The organism is Streptococcus sp. K0074, from assembly GCF_048843365.1.
GTDB classification, from domain to species: domain Bacteria; phylum Bacillota; class Bacilli; order Lactobacillales; family Streptococcaceae; genus Streptococcus; species Streptococcus mitis_BM.
In genome coordinates, this window is sequence record NZ_CP184836.1 from 18,133 (window position 1) to 34,017 (window position 15,885).

The 15,885-nt window shown below is 39.7% G+C and carries 14 protein-coding genes and 1 pseudogene; all 15 read right to left on the reverse strand.

All coding sequences use genetic code 11. The annotated features are described in order from the left end of the window. Positions 1-107: 107 nt before the first annotated feature. The 15 genes and pseudogenes from adhE to jag all read right to left on the reverse strand — a co-directional run bounded on the left by adhE (position 108) and on the right by jag (position 15,868). Complete coding sequence (gene adhE, locus ACN076_RS00135; RefSeq protein ID WP_420789945.1) at positions 108-2,759, reverse strand: bifunctional acetaldehyde-CoA/alcohol dehydrogenase; 2,652 nt, start codon at positions 2,757-2,759, stop codon at positions 108-110. Positions 2,760-3,057: 298 nt separating this feature from the next. Further along, entirely contained in the window at positions 3,058-3,468 is a 411-nt protein-coding gene (locus ACN076_RS00140; RefSeq protein WP_000429313.1) for an MORN repeat-containing protein, read from the reverse strand. Then, positions 3,455-3,898 (reverse strand): low molecular weight protein-tyrosine-phosphatase, encoded by a 444-nt coding sequence (locus tag ACN076_RS00145; protein ID WP_077804625.1) that lies wholly within the window; start codon positions 3,896-3,898, stop codon positions 3,455-3,457. The genes ACN076_RS00140 and ACN076_RS00145 overlap by 14 nt, the downstream gene beginning before the upstream one ends. A 45-nt stretch (positions 3,899-3,943) precedes the next feature. Further along, entirely contained in the window at positions 3,944-4,243 is a 300-nt protein-coding gene (gene yajC / locus ACN076_RS00150) for a preprotein translocase subunit YajC (RefSeq protein ID WP_261117013.1), read from the reverse strand. Between the two features lie 116 nt (positions 4,244-4,359). Continuing rightward, entirely contained in the window at positions 4,360-6,336 is a 1,977-nt protein-coding gene (gene tkt / locus ACN076_RS00155) for a transketolase (RefSeq protein ID WP_420789946.1), read from the reverse strand. A gap of 113 nt (positions 6,337-6,449) precedes the next feature. Then, a complete protein-coding gene (gene ulaG, locus ACN076_RS00160; protein WP_033676001.1) occupies positions 6,450-7,541 on the reverse strand; it encodes an L-ascorbate 6-phosphate lactonase in 1,092 nt (363 codons plus the stop codon). Between the two features lie 111 nt (positions 7,542-7,652). Continuing rightward, complete coding sequence (locus ACN076_RS00165) at positions 7,653-9,326, reverse strand: BglG family transcription antiterminator (protein WP_000242091.1); 1,674 nt, start codon at positions 9,324-9,326, stop codon at positions 7,653-7,655. Between the two features lie 166 nt (positions 9,327-9,492). Then, a complete protein-coding gene (locus tag ACN076_RS00170) occupies positions 9,493-10,200 on the reverse strand; it encodes an L-ribulose-5-phosphate 4-epimerase (protein ID WP_001077566.1) in 708 nt (235 codons plus the stop codon). A gap of 1 nt (position 10,201) precedes the next feature. Then, the gene (locus ACN076_RS00175; RefSeq protein WP_000113589.1) at positions 10,202-11,065 is read right to left on the reverse strand and encodes an L-ribulose-5-phosphate 3-epimerase; all 864 of its coding nucleotides are present in this window, start codon (positions 11,063-11,065) and stop codon (positions 10,202-10,204) included. A 3-nt stretch (positions 11,066-11,068) separates the two neighbouring features. Beyond that, a complete protein-coding gene (locus ACN076_RS00180) occupies positions 11,069-11,734 on the reverse strand; it encodes a 3-keto-L-gulonate-6-phosphate decarboxylase UlaD (protein WP_314517528.1) in 666 nt (221 codons plus the stop codon). Positions 11,735-11,750: 16 nt separating this feature from the next. Continuing rightward, positions 11,751-12,236, reverse strand: a complete 486-nt coding sequence (locus ACN076_RS00185) for a PTS sugar transporter subunit IIA (protein ID WP_314517531.1) — start codon at positions 12,234-12,236, stop codon at positions 11,751-11,753. A gap of 76 nt (positions 12,237-12,312) precedes the next feature. Continuing rightward, entirely contained in the window at positions 12,313-12,594 is a 282-nt protein-coding gene (locus ACN076_RS00190) for a PTS sugar transporter subunit IIB (RefSeq protein WP_000241466.1), read from the reverse strand. Between the two features lie 22 nt (positions 12,595-12,616). After that, positions 12,617-14,074, reverse strand: a pseudogene (locus tag ACN076_RS00195) (PTS ascorbate transporter subunit IIC). Positions 14,075-14,204: 130 nt separating this feature from the next. Beyond that, positions 14,205-14,828 (reverse strand): HI_0552 family protein, encoded by a 624-nt coding sequence (locus ACN076_RS00200; protein ID WP_420789947.1) that lies wholly within the window; start codon positions 14,826-14,828, stop codon positions 14,205-14,207. A gap of 50 nt (positions 14,829-14,878) precedes the next feature. After that, the gene (gene jag, locus ACN076_RS00205) at positions 14,879-15,868 is read right to left on the reverse strand and encodes an RNA-binding cell elongation regulator JAG/EloR (protein ID WP_420789948.1); all 990 of its coding nucleotides are present in this window, start codon (positions 15,866-15,868) and stop codon (positions 14,879-14,881) included. Positions 15,869-15,885 lie beyond the last annotated feature (17 nt).

Below are 15,885 nucleotides of genomic sequence, written 5' to 3' on the forward strand. Positions count from 1 at the left end.
ATTATAAAAGATTTGATTTTCAAATAAATATATGCGATGATTATACCATTTTTCAAATAGAATTGCAAAAAAGAGACAGGAAATTCCTGTCTCTAGGCTGATAACAATTATTTACGGCGTCCTGGTCTTTCTTTGTAACCATAGTAAGAATCTTCGATGATTTCTTGCATGTGGTCAACCATTGGAAGACGTGGGTTAGCTGGTGAACATTGATCTTCATAAGCAAGGAAGGCCAATTCACGAGAATGTTCTTTCCATTCTTTTTCATCAATTCCTTGTGCTTTGAAGTTCATTTGGATACCTACGCGCTCACCAAGTTCGTAGACAGCTTTTGCGTAAGATTCCACACCTTCTTCTGGAGTAGAAGCTGGAAGTCCAAGCATGCGTGCGATATCTTGGTATTTTTCATCTGCACGGTAGTAGTTGTACTTAGGCCATGTTGCTGTCTTAGCTGGACGTGTACCGTTGTAACGGATAACGTATGGAAGCAAGATAGCATTTGTACGACCGTGGATTGTATGGAATTGCGCACCAATCTTATGGGCCATTGAGTGAGAAATACCTAGGAAGGCATTAGCAAAGGCCATACCAGCGATTGTTGAAGCGTTATGCATTTTCTCACGTGAGTGGAAGTCTGCATTCTTAACTGAGCTTTCAAGGTTTTCAAATACAAGCTTGATGGCTTGAAGTGCAAGACCGTCAGTGTAGTCGCTAGCCATTTGTGATACGTAAGCTTCAGTCGCGTGGGTCAATACGTCCATACCAGTGTCCGCAGCAACAAATCCAGGAACTGTCAATACCAAAGCAGGGTCTACGATTGCCACAGTTGGTGTCAATGAGTAGTCAGCGATTGGGTATTTACGGTTATTTGCTTTATCAGAGATAACGGCAAATGGTGTTACTTCAGATCCTGTACCAGATGTAGTTGGAATCGCGATGAATTTAGTCTTCTTACCAAGCAATGGGAATTTGAAGGCACGTTTACGGATATCCATGAATTTTTGAACAAGGTCACGGAAGTCCACTTCTGGTTGTTCGTAGAAGAGCCACATTACTTTAGCAGCATCCATTGGAGATCCACCACCGAGAGCGATGATTGTATCTGGTTTGAAGGCACGCATAATCTCAGTACCACGGTTTACAGTTGTGATATCTGGATCTGGTTCTACATCAGCAAAGATTTGGTAAACAACCTTATTGCGACGAAGATCAAGTTGTTCGATGATACGATCAAGGAAACCAAGCTCTACCATGGCATGGTCAGTAACGATCATGACACGTTCAACGTCACGACATTTTTGAAGGTATTGAATTGAATCACGTTCAAAGTATGTTTTTGAAGGAAGTTTCATCCATTGCATGTTATTTCTCCGTCTTCCGACTTTTTTGATATTCAAGAGGTTAATGGCACTAACGTTATCCCCAACTGAGTTGCGTCCGTAAGAACCACATCCAAGTGTCAATGATGGCAAGAAGGCATTGTAAACGTCCCCGATACCACCGAAAGTAGAAGGTGAGTTACAGATAACACGAATAGCTTTAACAGCTTTACCAAATTCTTTAGTCAATTCTTCGTCAGCTGTGTGGATAGCTGCTGAGTGTCCAAGACCGTTAAATTCAACCATTTGACGAGCCTTAGTAATACCATCTTCACGGCTTTCAGATTTCAAAACTGCGATAACTGGTGACAATTTCTCACGAGTCAATGGCTCATTTTCACCAACTTCTTTACATTCTGCAGCAAGAATGTTTGTTCCTTCTGGAACTGTAAATCCTGCTTGTTCTGCAATCCAAGTTGCTGGTTTACCAACGATATCAGCGTTCAATTTTGCACCAGCACAGTTTTTGCTGTTTGCTTTCACGCCGAAGCAGAATTCTTCAAGAAGTGCTTTTTCTTTTTTGTTTACAAAGTAAGTGTGATAAGATTTGAACTCTGCTACAAATTCATCGTAAATTTCTTTATCAATGATAACCGCTTGTTCAGATGCACAGACCATACCGTTATCAAATGATTTAGACATGACGATATCGTGTGCAGCTTGGCGGATGTTAGCTGATTTTTCAACATAGGCTGGAACGTTTCCGGCACCTACCCCAAGAGCTGGTTTACCACATGAGTATGCGGCTTTAACCATGGCATTACCACCTGTTGCAAGAATTGTGGCAACACCTTCGTGGTTCATAAGTGCACTAGTTGCTTCCATAGATGGTTCAGTGATCCACTGTACACAGTTTTCAGGAGCTCCTGCTTTAATCGCAGCATCACGAACGATTTGAGCTGCGTGAGCTGATGATTCTTGAGCTGATGGGTGGAATGCAAAGACGATTGGATTACGAGTCTTCAATGAAATCAATGCCTTAAAGATCGCTGTTGATGTTGGGTTTGTTGTAGGAGTAATACCACAGACAACACCAACCGGTTCAGCGATGAGAGTCAATCCTGTTACATCGTCTTCTTCGATAACGCCAACTGTCTTAGTGTGACGCATGTTGTTTACTACATGTTCACAAGCAAACAAGTTCTTAGTTGCTTTATCTTCAAATACACCACGTCCTGTTTCTTCATAGGCATGTAAAGCCAATTCTCCGTGGGCATCCAAAGCTGCTACTGACGCTTTAGCTACGATGTAGTCAACTTGCTCTTGGTCCAACTTACGCATTTCTTCAAGGGCAACTAGAGCTTTTTGCACCAACCCATCGACATGCTTTTCAGCAGCGAGTTTCTTTTCCTCTGGTGTCATAGTTTTTTTATCAGCCATATTTTCCTCCATAGCTTTCAAGGACTAAATCCTTTGTTAATTTTTTCACAAGTTTATTATAACGCATTATTTCAACTTTGTAAACAGTTTCATAAACATTTCACAAAGAATTTTTGGTTCCTTGTGAAGTTTTTCTCATTATCTTTTCTCCACAAGCTTTTTCTTTAGAGTTTGTGAAATTTATTTCAAAAATTTTTTATTTCACAAACTTGCTTGGAAGAGTGACTTGGAAAGAAAGGGATTTGCAGGTAAGCGCTTACTTAAACATTCTAATAATACCTCCTTTGATAAGGAGGCTTTATTTTTGTTGAAAAACGCCTTGTTTAAAAGTCCCTTCATAAACGACTTCTTGTTCTGTTGTTAGTTTCCCTTTTCCTTCAGCCTGACCATTTACAAAATCACCTTCGTAGGTCCAGCCTTCTTTGGATTGAAAGGTACCTTTTCCATTGAAGGCTCCATTGTTGAAACCACCTGTATATTGGTCTCCATTTTGGAAGGTAATGGTACCTTGGCCATTCATTTTACCACGTACAAGACTGCCGTCGTAAACAATCGTTCCATTATCAAGCTTTAGAACACCTTTTCCGGGAATATTTAGAAAAAAGACGAGTACAGCACAGAAAACAATGGCAACTACTGCCAAAAGCTCTAAACGTGAACGAGTCAGATAGACACTATATTTGTCGTAAAAATTCTTAAGATTTTCCATCTTCACTCACCTTTTCTAAACGTTCTAACCAAGCTTGACACCCCTCTTGAACACGCTGATAGGTTTCCTCAAAATCTCCTGTATACCAAGGATCTGGAACACTTTCAGATGCGAATGAGTAAATCTTATCTTGACAGTCTGCTGGACACATCTGACGTAAGTCAGAAACATTTGAAGCATCCATGCCGATAATATAATCAAAGGCTTCAAAATCTTCCTTACTAATCTGAAGCGATGTCTTGCCTTTTTCATAAGGAATTTCATACTGTTGAAAAATCCCTTGAGTTCCCTTATGAATCGGATTGCCATGTTCCCAAGAGGAAGTCGCTCGACTTTGGATTTCATAATTATCTGTCATTGATTTCATAACAAACTCGGCCATAGGACTACGGCAAATATTTCCCAGACAGACAAAAACTAGTTTTTTCATCCCATTCCTTTCTTTTATAGAAAAACGGGAGTTCGTGATCCCGTCTTATTTTTCAATTGCACCTTCGAGTGAAGCTGTTTCTTTAAGTGGTAATACGGTCTTGATAGCAGCGAGTTCAAAAGTCAAGTAAACCCCATCTACATCAAGAACAATTGTTTTCTTTTCTGTATCTACTTCATCGACTGTTCCATAAAGTCCACCGATTGTAATAACTTCATAGCCTTTTTGTAATTTATTCAAGCTTTCCATACGTTTTTGTGCTTGTTTCTTTTGAGAGCGTTGCGTAAAGAACATCAAGCCCACCATAGCCACAAGAATGATTAAAAATGTATAATTTGGATTCATTTTCTTCTCCTTTGTCTTTTACATAGGACTACTATATCAAATTTCAGCTACTTTTACAAGATTGTACCTTGCTTTTCTAGTAAGAAAAACCAGAGCTTGCGCCCTGATTTTTAGGATTATTTCAAGTTTTGAACGACTTTTACAAGATTTTCGACAGTAAAGCCATATTCTGACAATACTTTTGGTGCTGGGGCAGAGGCTCCGAAGGTATCAATACCAAGAACAGCACCATCTAGTCCAACATATTTGTACCAGTTTTGAGTTGCACCCATTTCGACTGCAACACGACGGCGAACTGCATTTGGAAGAATTTCTTCCTTGTAAGCTGCATCTTGTTTATCAAAGACATCTGTGGATGGCATGCTGACTACACGGACTTTTTCGCCTTGACTAGCCAATTCTTTAGCAGCCGAGACAGCTAGATTGACCTCTGAACCTGTCGCAATCAAGATTGTATCAAAGTCTGCTGCATTTTCATAGACAACATAGGCACCTTTTGCAACCTTGTCGAAGTCTGTTCCCTCTTCAACAGTCAAGTTTTGACGTGTCAAGACAAGGGCAGTTGGTGTTTTCTCACTTGTCACTGCAAGGTACCAAGCTGCTTGAGTTTCTCGCGCATCTGCTGGACGGAAAACATTTAGATTTGGCATGGCACGAAGACCTGCTAAATGCTCAACTGGTTCGTGCGTTGGACCGTCTTCCCCAACCGCGATTGAATCGTGGGTAAAGACATAAGTCACAGGAAGTCCTTGTAAGGCTGACAAGCGAACAGCTGCCTTCACATAGTCAGAGAAGACGAAGAAAGTTCCACCATATACACGAAGTCCACCGTGAAGGGCCATCCCGTTCAAGATCGTTCCCATGGCAAATTCACGAACACCAAACTGGATGTTACGGTTCAAGCGATTGGCATCGTCTTGAAGTCCGTCAGTCTTGATATAAGTCATGTTTGAGTGAGCTAGGTCAGCTGAACCACCCAAGAAAGTTGGTAACTTAGCTGCCACAACATTCAAGGCATCTTGACTTGAATTACGAGTTGCTTGAGAGAAGCCATTTTCTAAAGCTGGGAAGTCTGCTGGAGTCACTTCAACTGGATCACGTCCATCGATGATAGCTTCTACTTCCGCAGCCAATTCTGGATGCGCTTCTTTATAGTCAGCAACTAATTTTGTCCAAGCTTCATAAGCTGATGCGCCACGGTCTGCAACATGTTCTTTGAAATCAGCATAAACTTGTTCTGGAATTTCAAATGGTTCATAGTCCCAACCGAGAGCTTGACGAGTAGCTGCAGTTTCATCTGCTCCAAGAGGAGCACCATGTACGGCATTAGTTCCTTGTTTATTTGGAGAACCGTATCCAATAACCGTCTTCACTTCAATCAAAGATGGCTTGCCTGAAGCTTTAGCTGTTTCGATAGCAGCATGGATTGCTTCCAAGTCTGTTCCATCTTCAACCAAGGCAGTATGCCAACCATAGGCATTGTAACGATCACGAACGCTTTCAGTGAAGGAATCCTTTGTCTCACCATCCAAGTTGATGTCATTTGAATCATAAAGAACAACCAACTTATCAAGTTTTTGCAGACCTGCGTATGAAGCTGCCTCGCTTGAGACACCTTCCATCAAGTCTCCATCTCCACAGATAACGTAAGTATAGTGGTCAAAGATATTGTAGCCTTCGCGGTTATATTTGGCTGCCAAGAAACGTTCTGCTTGGGCAAAACCAGTGGCAGTTGAGATTCCTTGTCCTAAAGGACCTGTCGTAGCATCAATCCCTGCTGTATGGCCAAATTCTGGGTGCCCTGGTGTTTTTGAACCCCATTGACGGAAGCTCTTAATCTCATCCATGCTGACATCTTCAAAACCAGAAAGATGAAGAAGGGCATAAAGAAGCATTGAACCATGGCCTGCTGAAAGAATAAAGCGGTCGCGGTTAATCCAGTTTGGTTGATCTGGATTGATACGAAGTTGTTTTGTAAAGAGGCTGTAAGCCATCGGAGCCGCTCCCATAACCACACCTGGGTGACCTGAGTTAGCTTTATTAATGGCGTCAATACCTAGGAAACGAATTGCATTAACAGATAGATTTGACATAGAATTTCCTTTCTATTTGAGGTGATTATTGAATCACACATTCTATTTTACTATTATATGAAAATTATCCGTATCATGCAACATACGGATAACCTCCAAAGAATATTTTTATATTATAGCAAAGCTTTAAATTGAATGTTAGAGTCTTGTTCAAAACAATCATCAAAACCACGTGGATGATGGTATTCTACTAAGTGTTGATCTTGAGGATAAGTGTACTTACCGCCAACTTCCCAGATAAATGGATGGAAATCGTATTGCAAGCGATCTTTTCTCATTTTCCAAAGTTCTAGAATCTCATTAGTAGAAGCCATGAAGTTAGACCAGATATCATAGTGAACTGGGATAATGACTTTGGTACGCAGATTTTCTGCCATACGAAGAAGGTCGATAGATGTCATTTTATCTTGGATACCTACTGGATTTTCACCATAGTTATTCAAAGCAACATCAATTTTAAAGTCTTTACCATGTTTTGCAAAATAGTTTGAGAAGTGAGAATCTGCACCATGATAGATAGTTCCACCTGGTGTTTCAAAGATATAGTTAACAGCCTTTTGAGCCATTTCTTCATCTGTAACAGCTAAGCCAGCAAGTTCACCGCCTGTCTCATCAGCACCGTTCACTGGGAGAGTTACCAAGCAAGTACGGTCAAATGATTCTACTGCATGAATCTTCATATCTTTTAATTCGATAGTGTCACCTGGTTTAACAACGATGATACGTTCTTTTGGAACACCCCATCCTTCCCAGATTCGTCCACAGTGGTAAGGACCGATAAACTTAACATGCTCTAACTTAGAATTGTTGAGAATTGCTGCAGCTGTGTATGGGTCGATATGATCACTATGGAAGTGTGAAACTAAGTAATAATCTAGTTCGTTGATAGCAAATGGATCGATAACCATCGGCTGAACACGTAAGTTTGGTTGCAACTTACGAACACCTGCCATATTTGCCATTTGGTGCCCACGAACCATATCTTTCACTTTTTTGGTTGATTTTCCACGGTTTGACCAAAGGTCCATGACAACGTTAGCACCGCCTGGTGTTTTAATCCAAGTACCACAGTTTCCTAGCCACCACATGGCGAAGTTGCCTTCAGGCACGACTTCTTCTTCGATTTCTTCATTCAACCATGTTCCCCACTCTGGGAAAGTAGCTAAAATCCATGACTCTCTTGTAATTTCTTTGACGTTTGGCATATGTTGCCTCCTTTGGATATAATTGTTATCTTTGAGATTAGTATACCACCCTTCAAAACACTAAAAAAGACCAAGAAAAACACAGGTTTGTGTTCATCATTGGACTGTCCTTCAAATATCTTCCAAAAAAGCTTGAACTACTATTTCTTGATTTATAAGTGTTTGAACCTCTTCTTGGAACTTACTAGCCAACTTACTGTCTACAATATAAGACGAAATAAGACTAGAAAGATTTTCACTGAAACTTTTGCTCTCATTACGAAATATATTGTGTTTAAGATAGTCTAGCATTTTCAAAATATCTTCTGCTTCAAGGATAGGATTAACCCTTAAAATCGGAAATCTGCTATCCAAATCATCATTAGTAGTAATCACTACATCAACTTGTGCAATATCTTCCACACTCTTAAATTGTTCTGTTGTAAATACAGTGCCAATTTGCTCATTTGGAAAATAAAGTTTGCATTGTTTCAGCAAAAGTCTCGAAACCGCAACACCTTCATCACAAACGAGATAAACTTTTTTCATATTTTTTTGAGACGATGGTGTATACTTTAAAAATCCTCCAATATGAATCGTCAAATAGGCAATATCATCGTCTGTTAGCCGAATAAACCATGCTCCTTCTAAAATTTCCGCAGATTTTCTAGTGACTAAAAATAATTCTCCATACTTGGATCGAATTTGTTTTGTTAGAGGATTTTTAGAAAAAATACCGTAAGTCTTTCTAAATAACAAGGCTTTACAGTGGATCATCAAATTTCTTAACAAATCATCCTTGTTCTCAATCTCCATTCGGATTTGTGATTCAAAATACCAGATGAATTCTTCTAAAGCAAGTTTTAACTGCCGAAAATCATCACTTTCTGCATGAATATCCAAATCTTTACGATAGGAGAGGAGAAGAACAGCTACAAGAGAAACTTCAAGTTCTGACAAAGAAATTTCAAACTTTTGAAACAACCGTTCTCCTAATTTCTTAGACACCTGATACTCTATTCTTTTTCTTATCAAAGAAAATTCTTTCTCTATATCCTGATGTCTTTCTTGATACTGTTCAACATTATGACAGCTTAACAGCAAATAAGGTAGAACCTGCAACATAAAAGTTACTTCATGATGATTTATTTTCTTCCCTAAATCTTGTTCAACTAAAGGAACCTGTTCCTTAAAAAATTGGTTCATTTCAACAGAAAGCAAACACTCACCATCTAACCTCTCTTTCATCTTATCTTCTAAAATAGATACAAAAGTGGCATTTTCTTCCATAAAAATATGATATAGAAGCGATTGAAGATACTGAATTTTATTAAGAGGGTGGGCATGAAGATGGTATCCCTGTGACTTGCTCACTTGCAAGGTCACCTGATATTGTTCCAAAGTTAGTTGATAACGAATACTATTCAAATCATTGAGAACAGTATTCCTAGACACCTCTGTTAACTCCATCAATTTTTCAATCGTAATACGTTCTTTAGAAATACCTATCCATAGTAACATTATCATCATACGTTCATGCGCACTCATGATATAATCGTACGAATCTACTTCCGATAATAGTTCACAACAAGCATCTCTCTGCTCTTCCGTTAAGTGAATACCAATTCGTGGAATACTAATGATATGAAGCGCCTCGTCACCCAAAGCAGCATTGATTTTGTCAATGTGATAATAAATTTTCCTTCTTGACTCTTTCAAATCTTTTGAAATCGCCATAATCGTTTTGGACGTTTCTTGATCCATCAAATATTGAAGCAAATCACAACTTGCCTTATCCAGTACCATATTTCATACTCCTCTATCAATCAACTGCCTTGAAAACAACTTTATAATAGTATCACATTCACTAACGCATTTCAATTATCAACAGTAGTCTCTTAATAACGAATACTTACAATTACAAAAGCGAGGCTTGGATCGAAAGGTCCTAGCCTCTTTTCAATTCAATTTCTTATTTCTTTTGACCGTAATAAGCATTTGGTCCATGCTTACGTTGGTAGTGTTTTTCTAGAATGTACTGAGGAGCAGGTTCAACTCTTGGATTGATTTGTTCTGTAAAGCGATTCATCTTTGATACTTCCTCTAGTACGACAGAGTGATAAACAGCATTCTCTGGATTTTTTCCCCAGGTGAATGGACCGTGATTGCGTACAACAATACCTGGTACTTCAACAGGATTGAGACCACGACGCTCAAATTCTTCTACGATAACCAAGCCAGTATCTTTTTCATAGGCTACTTCTACTTCATCTTTGGTCAAACTACGAGCGCAAGGGATTGAACCGTAGAAATAATCTGCATGGGTTGTTCCATAGAAAGGAATATCACGTCCAGCCTGTGCCCAACCAACTGCTTCTGTCGAATGGGTGTGTACCACACTACCAATCTCTTGCCATGCCTTATATAACTGCACATGAGTTGGGAGGTCAGAAGATGGTCTTAAATCTCCTTCTAGAACTTGGCCATCCAAGTCCGTCACCACCATGTTTTCAGGTGTCAATTCGTCATAATCTACGCCTGATGGTTTAATAACAATGACACCTAGTTCGCGATTGACTTCCGATACATTTCCCCAGGTAAATTTAACAAGTCCATGTTTTGGTAATGATTGATTGGCATTACAGACTCGTTTACGCATATCGTTTATTACTTGATTCATCTTACATCAAACCTGCTTTCTTAATTAGTGGATAGAGAAAAGCTTGCGCCTCTTGAATGGCTGCGCGTGTTTCTTCTACAGTTTCACAATTTTCAGACCACATTTCGATTAGGAAAGGTCCATTATAATTGGTTTGTTTTAAAATATCGAAAGCTTCTTCCCATTTGACACAACCTTGCCCAAAAGTTACATCTCGGAACTGGCCCTTTGAACTTTCTGTCACTGCATAAGTATCCTTGAGATGGAGAGCTGCGATGGCATGATGCCCAAGATAAAATTCACTGTAGACATCATTATGCCATGCAGATACATTACCAATATCTGGGTATACAAAGAGGTAGGGAGAGTCAATCTCTTTTTCTACAGCCAAGTATTTTTCGATGCTATTGATGAAAGGATCATCCATAATTTCAATAGCAAGTACCACCTGAGCCTCTTCAGCCCAGTCACAAGCTTTTCTCAAATTTTTGATAAAACGTTGGCGTGTCTGGGGTGACTTTTCCTCATAATAAACGTCGTAACCAGCTAATTGAATAGTACGAACTCCCAAGTCTTGGGCTAATTCAATACATTTTTTCATGAGTTCTAGAGATTTTTCCTCTATAACTGGATCATTTGATCCCAATGGGTAGCGACGATGGCCTGAAAAACAGATAGAAGGAATACGAACACCAGTTTTATAGATTGCTTTGACAACTTCCAAACGCTCATCCTTGCTCCAGTCCAGTCTTGCTAAACGCTCGTCACGTTCATCAATAGACATCTCTACAAAATCAAAGCCTAACTCCTTGGCAAAATTTAAACGTTCTAGCCAAGTAAAGTGTGTCGGGGTTGCCTTTTCATAAATTCCAATTGGACGTGCCATGGTTTACCCCCAAATTCGTTTGATTTCATCCTTGAAGGCACGCGCTGCTCCTGCTGGATTCGCAGCCTCCGTAATTCCACGACCTGCGATAAAGGTAAAGACATCAACGCCTTCAAAGAGTTTGAGAGTATCTACATCTAGACCACCTGTTACAGAAACTCGGAAGCCCATGTCAATGAGTTTTTTAACCTTATTAAGGTCTTTTTCACCCCAAGTCTCACCAGCAAGAAGTGCATCACGAGATTGGTGATAAATAGCTTGTGAGATACCAGCATCTAGCCAAAGCTGAGCTTGTTCAAAAGTCCAATCACCATAAAGTTCAATCTGGATTTCGCCTCGATCTCCACGTTCAGCCATGATAGCCTTTAGAGCCGCTTCCATAGTAGGGATAGTTGCACAACAGATACAAGTCATCCAATCGGCACCACGAACGGCATTATTTTTGGCAACTGTTCCACCAGCATCGGCACATTTTGTGTCTGCCACAATAATCTTATCTGGAAAAAGGCTTCGCAAGACTTCAACCAGTTCACTTCCAACTTGTAATAAGCAAACAGTTCCAGCTTCGATAATATCTACTTCCTGACCAACAGAAACAGCTGCTTTAATCGCTCCTTGCAAGTCTGAATGATCTAATGCAACTTGTAAATTAGGTATTCTTTTTGTCATCTCTTTATTCCTCTTTCTAACTTTCCAAATCCAATCCCTCGAGATAAGGGCTATCCTTAGATTCTTCAATCATCGCCAAGACATCTTCCTTAGTCTGGCAAGTCTGTAAACGTGCGATAGAATCTTCTAATTCAAACAAGGCAATAATCTGTGGAATGGCTACACTTGTGTGAATTTTTGAGCTTGTTGCTGCTAGTGCCAACAAAACTGAAACTTCTTTCCCATCTGAAAATACAACAGGATTTTGTAAGGTGATCAATGAAAAGGCATCTCTTTGCACTCCAGCTTCAGGTCTAGCATGGGGCATAGCCATACCTGGCATTAAGATATAGTATGGGCCATACTCTTCAGTCGATTCGATAATAGCATCGTAATACTCTGGCAAAATTGCTCCACTTTCAATCAAGGGATCTACTGCTACCTTGACTGCTTCTTTCCAGTCTTTAGCTTCTAAACCTAGTCGAATCGAGTTATTTTCAATTAAAGCTTGTTTTAAATTCATATCTGCCTCCTTTATTTAAAGAGGGAGAAGGACAGAAACGATGACTCTCAGTTTCTATCCAGCCCCCTCCAACCTTTTACTGTAGTGCTTGACTGAGTTTTTCAGTGATTTCTTTATCATCCATCAAGTTGTCAAGCCCAATTAACTTCCCATTAGTTCGCCCTTCCAATTCTTGAATCAAATGAAGAGAAGCGATTACAATGTCATATCCTGCTGCTAAACCTTTAGCTTCACCGACACTGCATGAATTGACTGTAAAATCTGTTTGATTAAGCTTACGGAGAGCATTTTCAACCTTCATCTTGATAACCATTGATGAACCCATTCCATTTCCGCACGCTGCTAATACTTTAACCATTTTATTTCTCCTTTTCTAGATACTAAGCTTCTTCTTGAACTTCACCGTTGTAGTATTTTTCTTTATCTTTTGCTTTGGCAAATTGAAGTTGAGGAATAACAAGCAAGAAGAGACACACAAGTACATAACCGACAATACCGAGGTATTTGAAAATGTATCCAAATCCAAGCCATGGGAATTCAAAGTCAATATTTCCATGGTAACCACCGTAAGATGCTAAGTCGAGAAGGGCTACACATAGAGCTCCTAGAGCAACTTGGAGGACGCCTGATATAAAGGATAGGATAACAGCTGCTTTCCATCCGCCACGCTTATCAGCGTAGACTGCAATTGCTGCATTATCAAAGAATACTGGTACAAATCCTGTAATAATAAGGATAGGGTTTTTAAAGACGATGAGCAAGACAATTGTAATCAATTGACCAATCAAACCAAAGGCAAATCCAGACAAGACAGCGTTTGGAGATCCAAATCCATAAGAAGCTGCAACGTCGACCGCTGGGAATGAACCTGGCAATAATTTGTTTGAAATACCTTGGAAGGCATTTGTCAACTCAGATACGAACATGCGGACACCTTGCATCAAAACGAACAAGTAAACTGAGAAGGTAAAGGCTGTTTGGATAATGTACATAAAGAAATCTTGTTTAGCAGGATTGAATAGAGTTCCTGAAGTGATGACTTCTTTATTAGACATAATGTCTGGACCCAAGATTAAAAGAATGGCTCCGAAGAATACGAGCATCAAGGTAGCAGATGCAACAACTGTATCGTGGAAGATTGAGAGGAACTTAGGTAATTTAAGATTGTCTAAACTTTCTTCTTTCTTACCAAAGCGTCCTGCTACTTTATCTACAAATCAGATTGCAAATTGCTGTTGGTGACCAATCGCAAATCCGCCACCACCAGTCAAGCGTTGAGTTGCCTCAACAGTCATATTTGAACTAACTGCCCAGTAAAGTCCACAGATGATACCAATCGCTGCTGTACCGTAAGCATTGCGCAATTGTGGTACTAAGAATAGAACCATAAGAGATACTGTTGCAGCTTGTTGTACCATGATGTGACCAGTAATAAAGAGGGTTCTTACCTTCGTAATCTTTCGAAGAGCTACGAGCAAGATATTTATTCCGAAACCAATCAATAGAGCTGTAGTTGCAGTTCCAACAAAATCTGGAAACTCTGCTGCAATTTTGTTGTTTGCTGCAGCAAGTCCAAAGTAAGGGTCGATAACCGCTGCACCAATTTGGAATTTGTAGTTAAGGGCTGCTAAGATCGGACGGAAGGTTGTAACCAAACCACCCGCACCCACGTTGAGCAACATATATCCTACTGTTGCTTTAACAAACCCTGAGAAAACGTCGTGGGCAGGTTTTTTCAAAAGTGCGTATCCTATCAACACTAATAAACCTACGAAAAATGCGGGATTCTGCAAAATATTGCTAGAAAACCAATTTAGAACACTTGAAATGACTTCCATAATTGTTCTCCTTTTTAATTGTTTTTGTAGGTTTATTATATACTTTGAAAGCGGAAACAAAAAGACCAAGAATTACACAGCGGACTGTTCACTCTTGGACTGTATGATTTATGATATTTTAATGATTAGCTTAGTTTCTCGTAGCTAGATAAAATGGAAGAATTTTATCATAAGATTTCAATAAATTTTCCACGATATCTTCTTCAGATGAATTTTCTGTCACAGAAACATCTGCTTTAACTAACACTTTTCGAACTTCCTGACTTCTCAACTTCTCACGTAAAGTACGACGATTTTCTTCGTTCGCCTCCCACCGTTGACTTTGACCATCAGAGTTGACTAGATAATAAATCCCTTTAACGGTTGGAATTTCTAAAACTTTGGCCTGCTTGCCCAGTGTTTGCTCATCCTTCTTACGTTCGATGAAACTGACTTCCAAAGAAATTCCAAAGCCAGTAGATGTCCCATACAAACGTAAGGCCATCATAGGTTCTGTCACTTGTCCGTCTCTCTGTAGATAGACCCAGAAATGTGGTCGCAAACGTTGCGCTTGATTCATCCACTGGCTAGTCTGTTGGAGTTGCCATTCTGGATGGCTTGCTTGAAAGGATTTGGCCAGCTCTGTAAAAGCCTTTCGTGCCTCTTGACCTTTGTGGCGCAATTCCAGCATTTTCTCTCGCTCTTCTCCCGCTTTATCTGGATTACGGTACTGCAAACCAGCAAAGTCTAGATAGTCTCTTATCTTATTCAACATCAGTTTAACCTCCTCTAACTAGCAAAAAATCAGGATAAACCTGATTTTACTTATTCTGTATCTACAACAACATAGCGATTTGGCTCGTCACCTTCAGAGTAACTGGTCACGCCATCCATACGTGAAATAATACGATGGATAATCTTACGTTCGCTATTTGACATTGGATCCGTTTGATGACTGCGGCCTTCTTCTAAAACACGAGTCGCCAATTTTTGCGCATATGTCTGCAAGACTTCTGCACGGTGTTCGACATAATCATTGACATTGATTGTAATGTAGAAGGTTCTTGAATAGCGGTTGTAAAGATAATTTTGAGCCAACAGCTGCAAGGCCTTCAAGACTTTACCATGGTAGCCAATAATGCGACCTGGCTCATTGGTATCAATTTGTAGATTGATGCTACGACGGTTATAATCATTTGAAAGTGTGGCTTCAACATCCATATCATCAATAATCGTTTGAACATAAGTCGTTACTTCCGTAGCTACTTGTTCAATATCAAAGCTCGGTTCAACCTTCAAGCCCAAATCTTCTAGTTCTTGACTTTCAGTTTGCTCAGCTTGGCTTTCAATAATAGGCGTTTCTACTTCTTCTTCGAGAGCTGGTTCTTCAAGTTGTAATTCATTTAAAATCTCAATGTGACCAGTTTCTTCTAAGATAGTGCTGGCATGTCTTTCATGTTTTAAGATTTCAGCCTTGACTTCATCAGAAATACCTTGGCCTTCCTCTTCAATCTTTTTAATTGCCTCTACAACATGACCCAAATCAACCGTTGCTTCACTGACTGTTTTAACAGGCTCATTCAAATCATTAATTTGTTTTGGAACTCCCTTTACAGCTTGTTGGTTTGCTTTTACAACTGTCGTTTCACTAATAGTATCAATATCCACTTGGGCTGGTTTTTTACCAAATAAGCCAAGAAACCCTTTTTTCTCACGAGAAATGACTTTGATATGAGCCTTCATTCTTGGAATATCTAATTCTTTCAATCCTTTCTGGATTGCTTCTTCAACAGTTGAACCTGTAAATACTACCATTACCAGATTCCTCCTTA

Coding starts and splice junctions, on each gene's coding strand:
- ACN076_RS00170 (WP_001077566.1), bottom strand. CDS start 10,200: ATGAATCAAGTAATAAACGATATGCGTAAACGAGTCTGTAATGCCAAT.
- adhE (WP_420789945.1), bottom strand. CDS start 2,759: ATGGCTGATAAAAAAACTATGACACCAGAGGAAAAGAAACTCGCTGCT.
- ACN076_RS00140 (WP_000429313.1), bottom strand. CDS start 3,468: ATGGAAAATCTTAAGAATTTTTACGACAAATATAGTGTCTATCTGACT.
- ACN076_RS00200 (WP_420789947.1), bottom strand. CDS start 14,828: ATGTTGAATAAGATAAGAGACTATCTAGACTTTGCTGGTTTGCAGTAC.
- ulaG (WP_033676001.1), bottom strand. CDS start 7,541: ATGCCAAACGTCAAAGAAATTACAAGAGAGTCATGGATTTTAGCTACT.
- ACN076_RS00165 (WP_000242091.1), bottom strand. CDS start 9,326: ATGGTACTGGATAAGGCAAGTTGTGATTTGCTTCAATATTTGATGGAT.
- yajC (WP_261117013.1), bottom strand. CDS start 4,243: ATGAATCCAAATTATACATTTTTAATCATTCTTGTGGCTATGGTGGGC.
- ACN076_RS00180 (WP_314517528.1), bottom strand. CDS start 11,734: ATGACAAAAAGAATACCTAATTTACAAGTTGCATTAGATCATTCAGAC.
- ACN076_RS00185 (WP_314517531.1), bottom strand. CDS start 12,236: ATGAATTTAAAACAAGCTTTAATTGAAAATAACTCGATTCGACTAGGT.
- ACN076_RS00190 (WP_000241466.1), bottom strand. CDS start 12,594: ATGGTTAAAGTATTAGCAGCGTGCGGAAATGGAATGGGTTCATCAATG.
- ACN076_RS00175 (WP_000113589.1), bottom strand. CDS start 11,065: ATGGCACGTCCAATTGGAATTTATGAAAAGGCAACCCCGACACACTTT.
- jag (WP_420789948.1), bottom strand. CDS start 15,868: ATGGTAGTATTTACAGGTTCAACTGTTGAAGAAGCAATCCAGAAAGGA.
- tkt (WP_420789946.1), bottom strand. CDS start 6,336: ATGTCAAATCTATCTGTTAATGCAATTCGTTTCCTAGGTATTGACGCC.
- ACN076_RS00145 (WP_077804625.1), bottom strand. CDS start 3,898: ATGAAAAAACTAGTTTTTGTCTGTCTGGGAAATATTTGCCGTAGTCCT.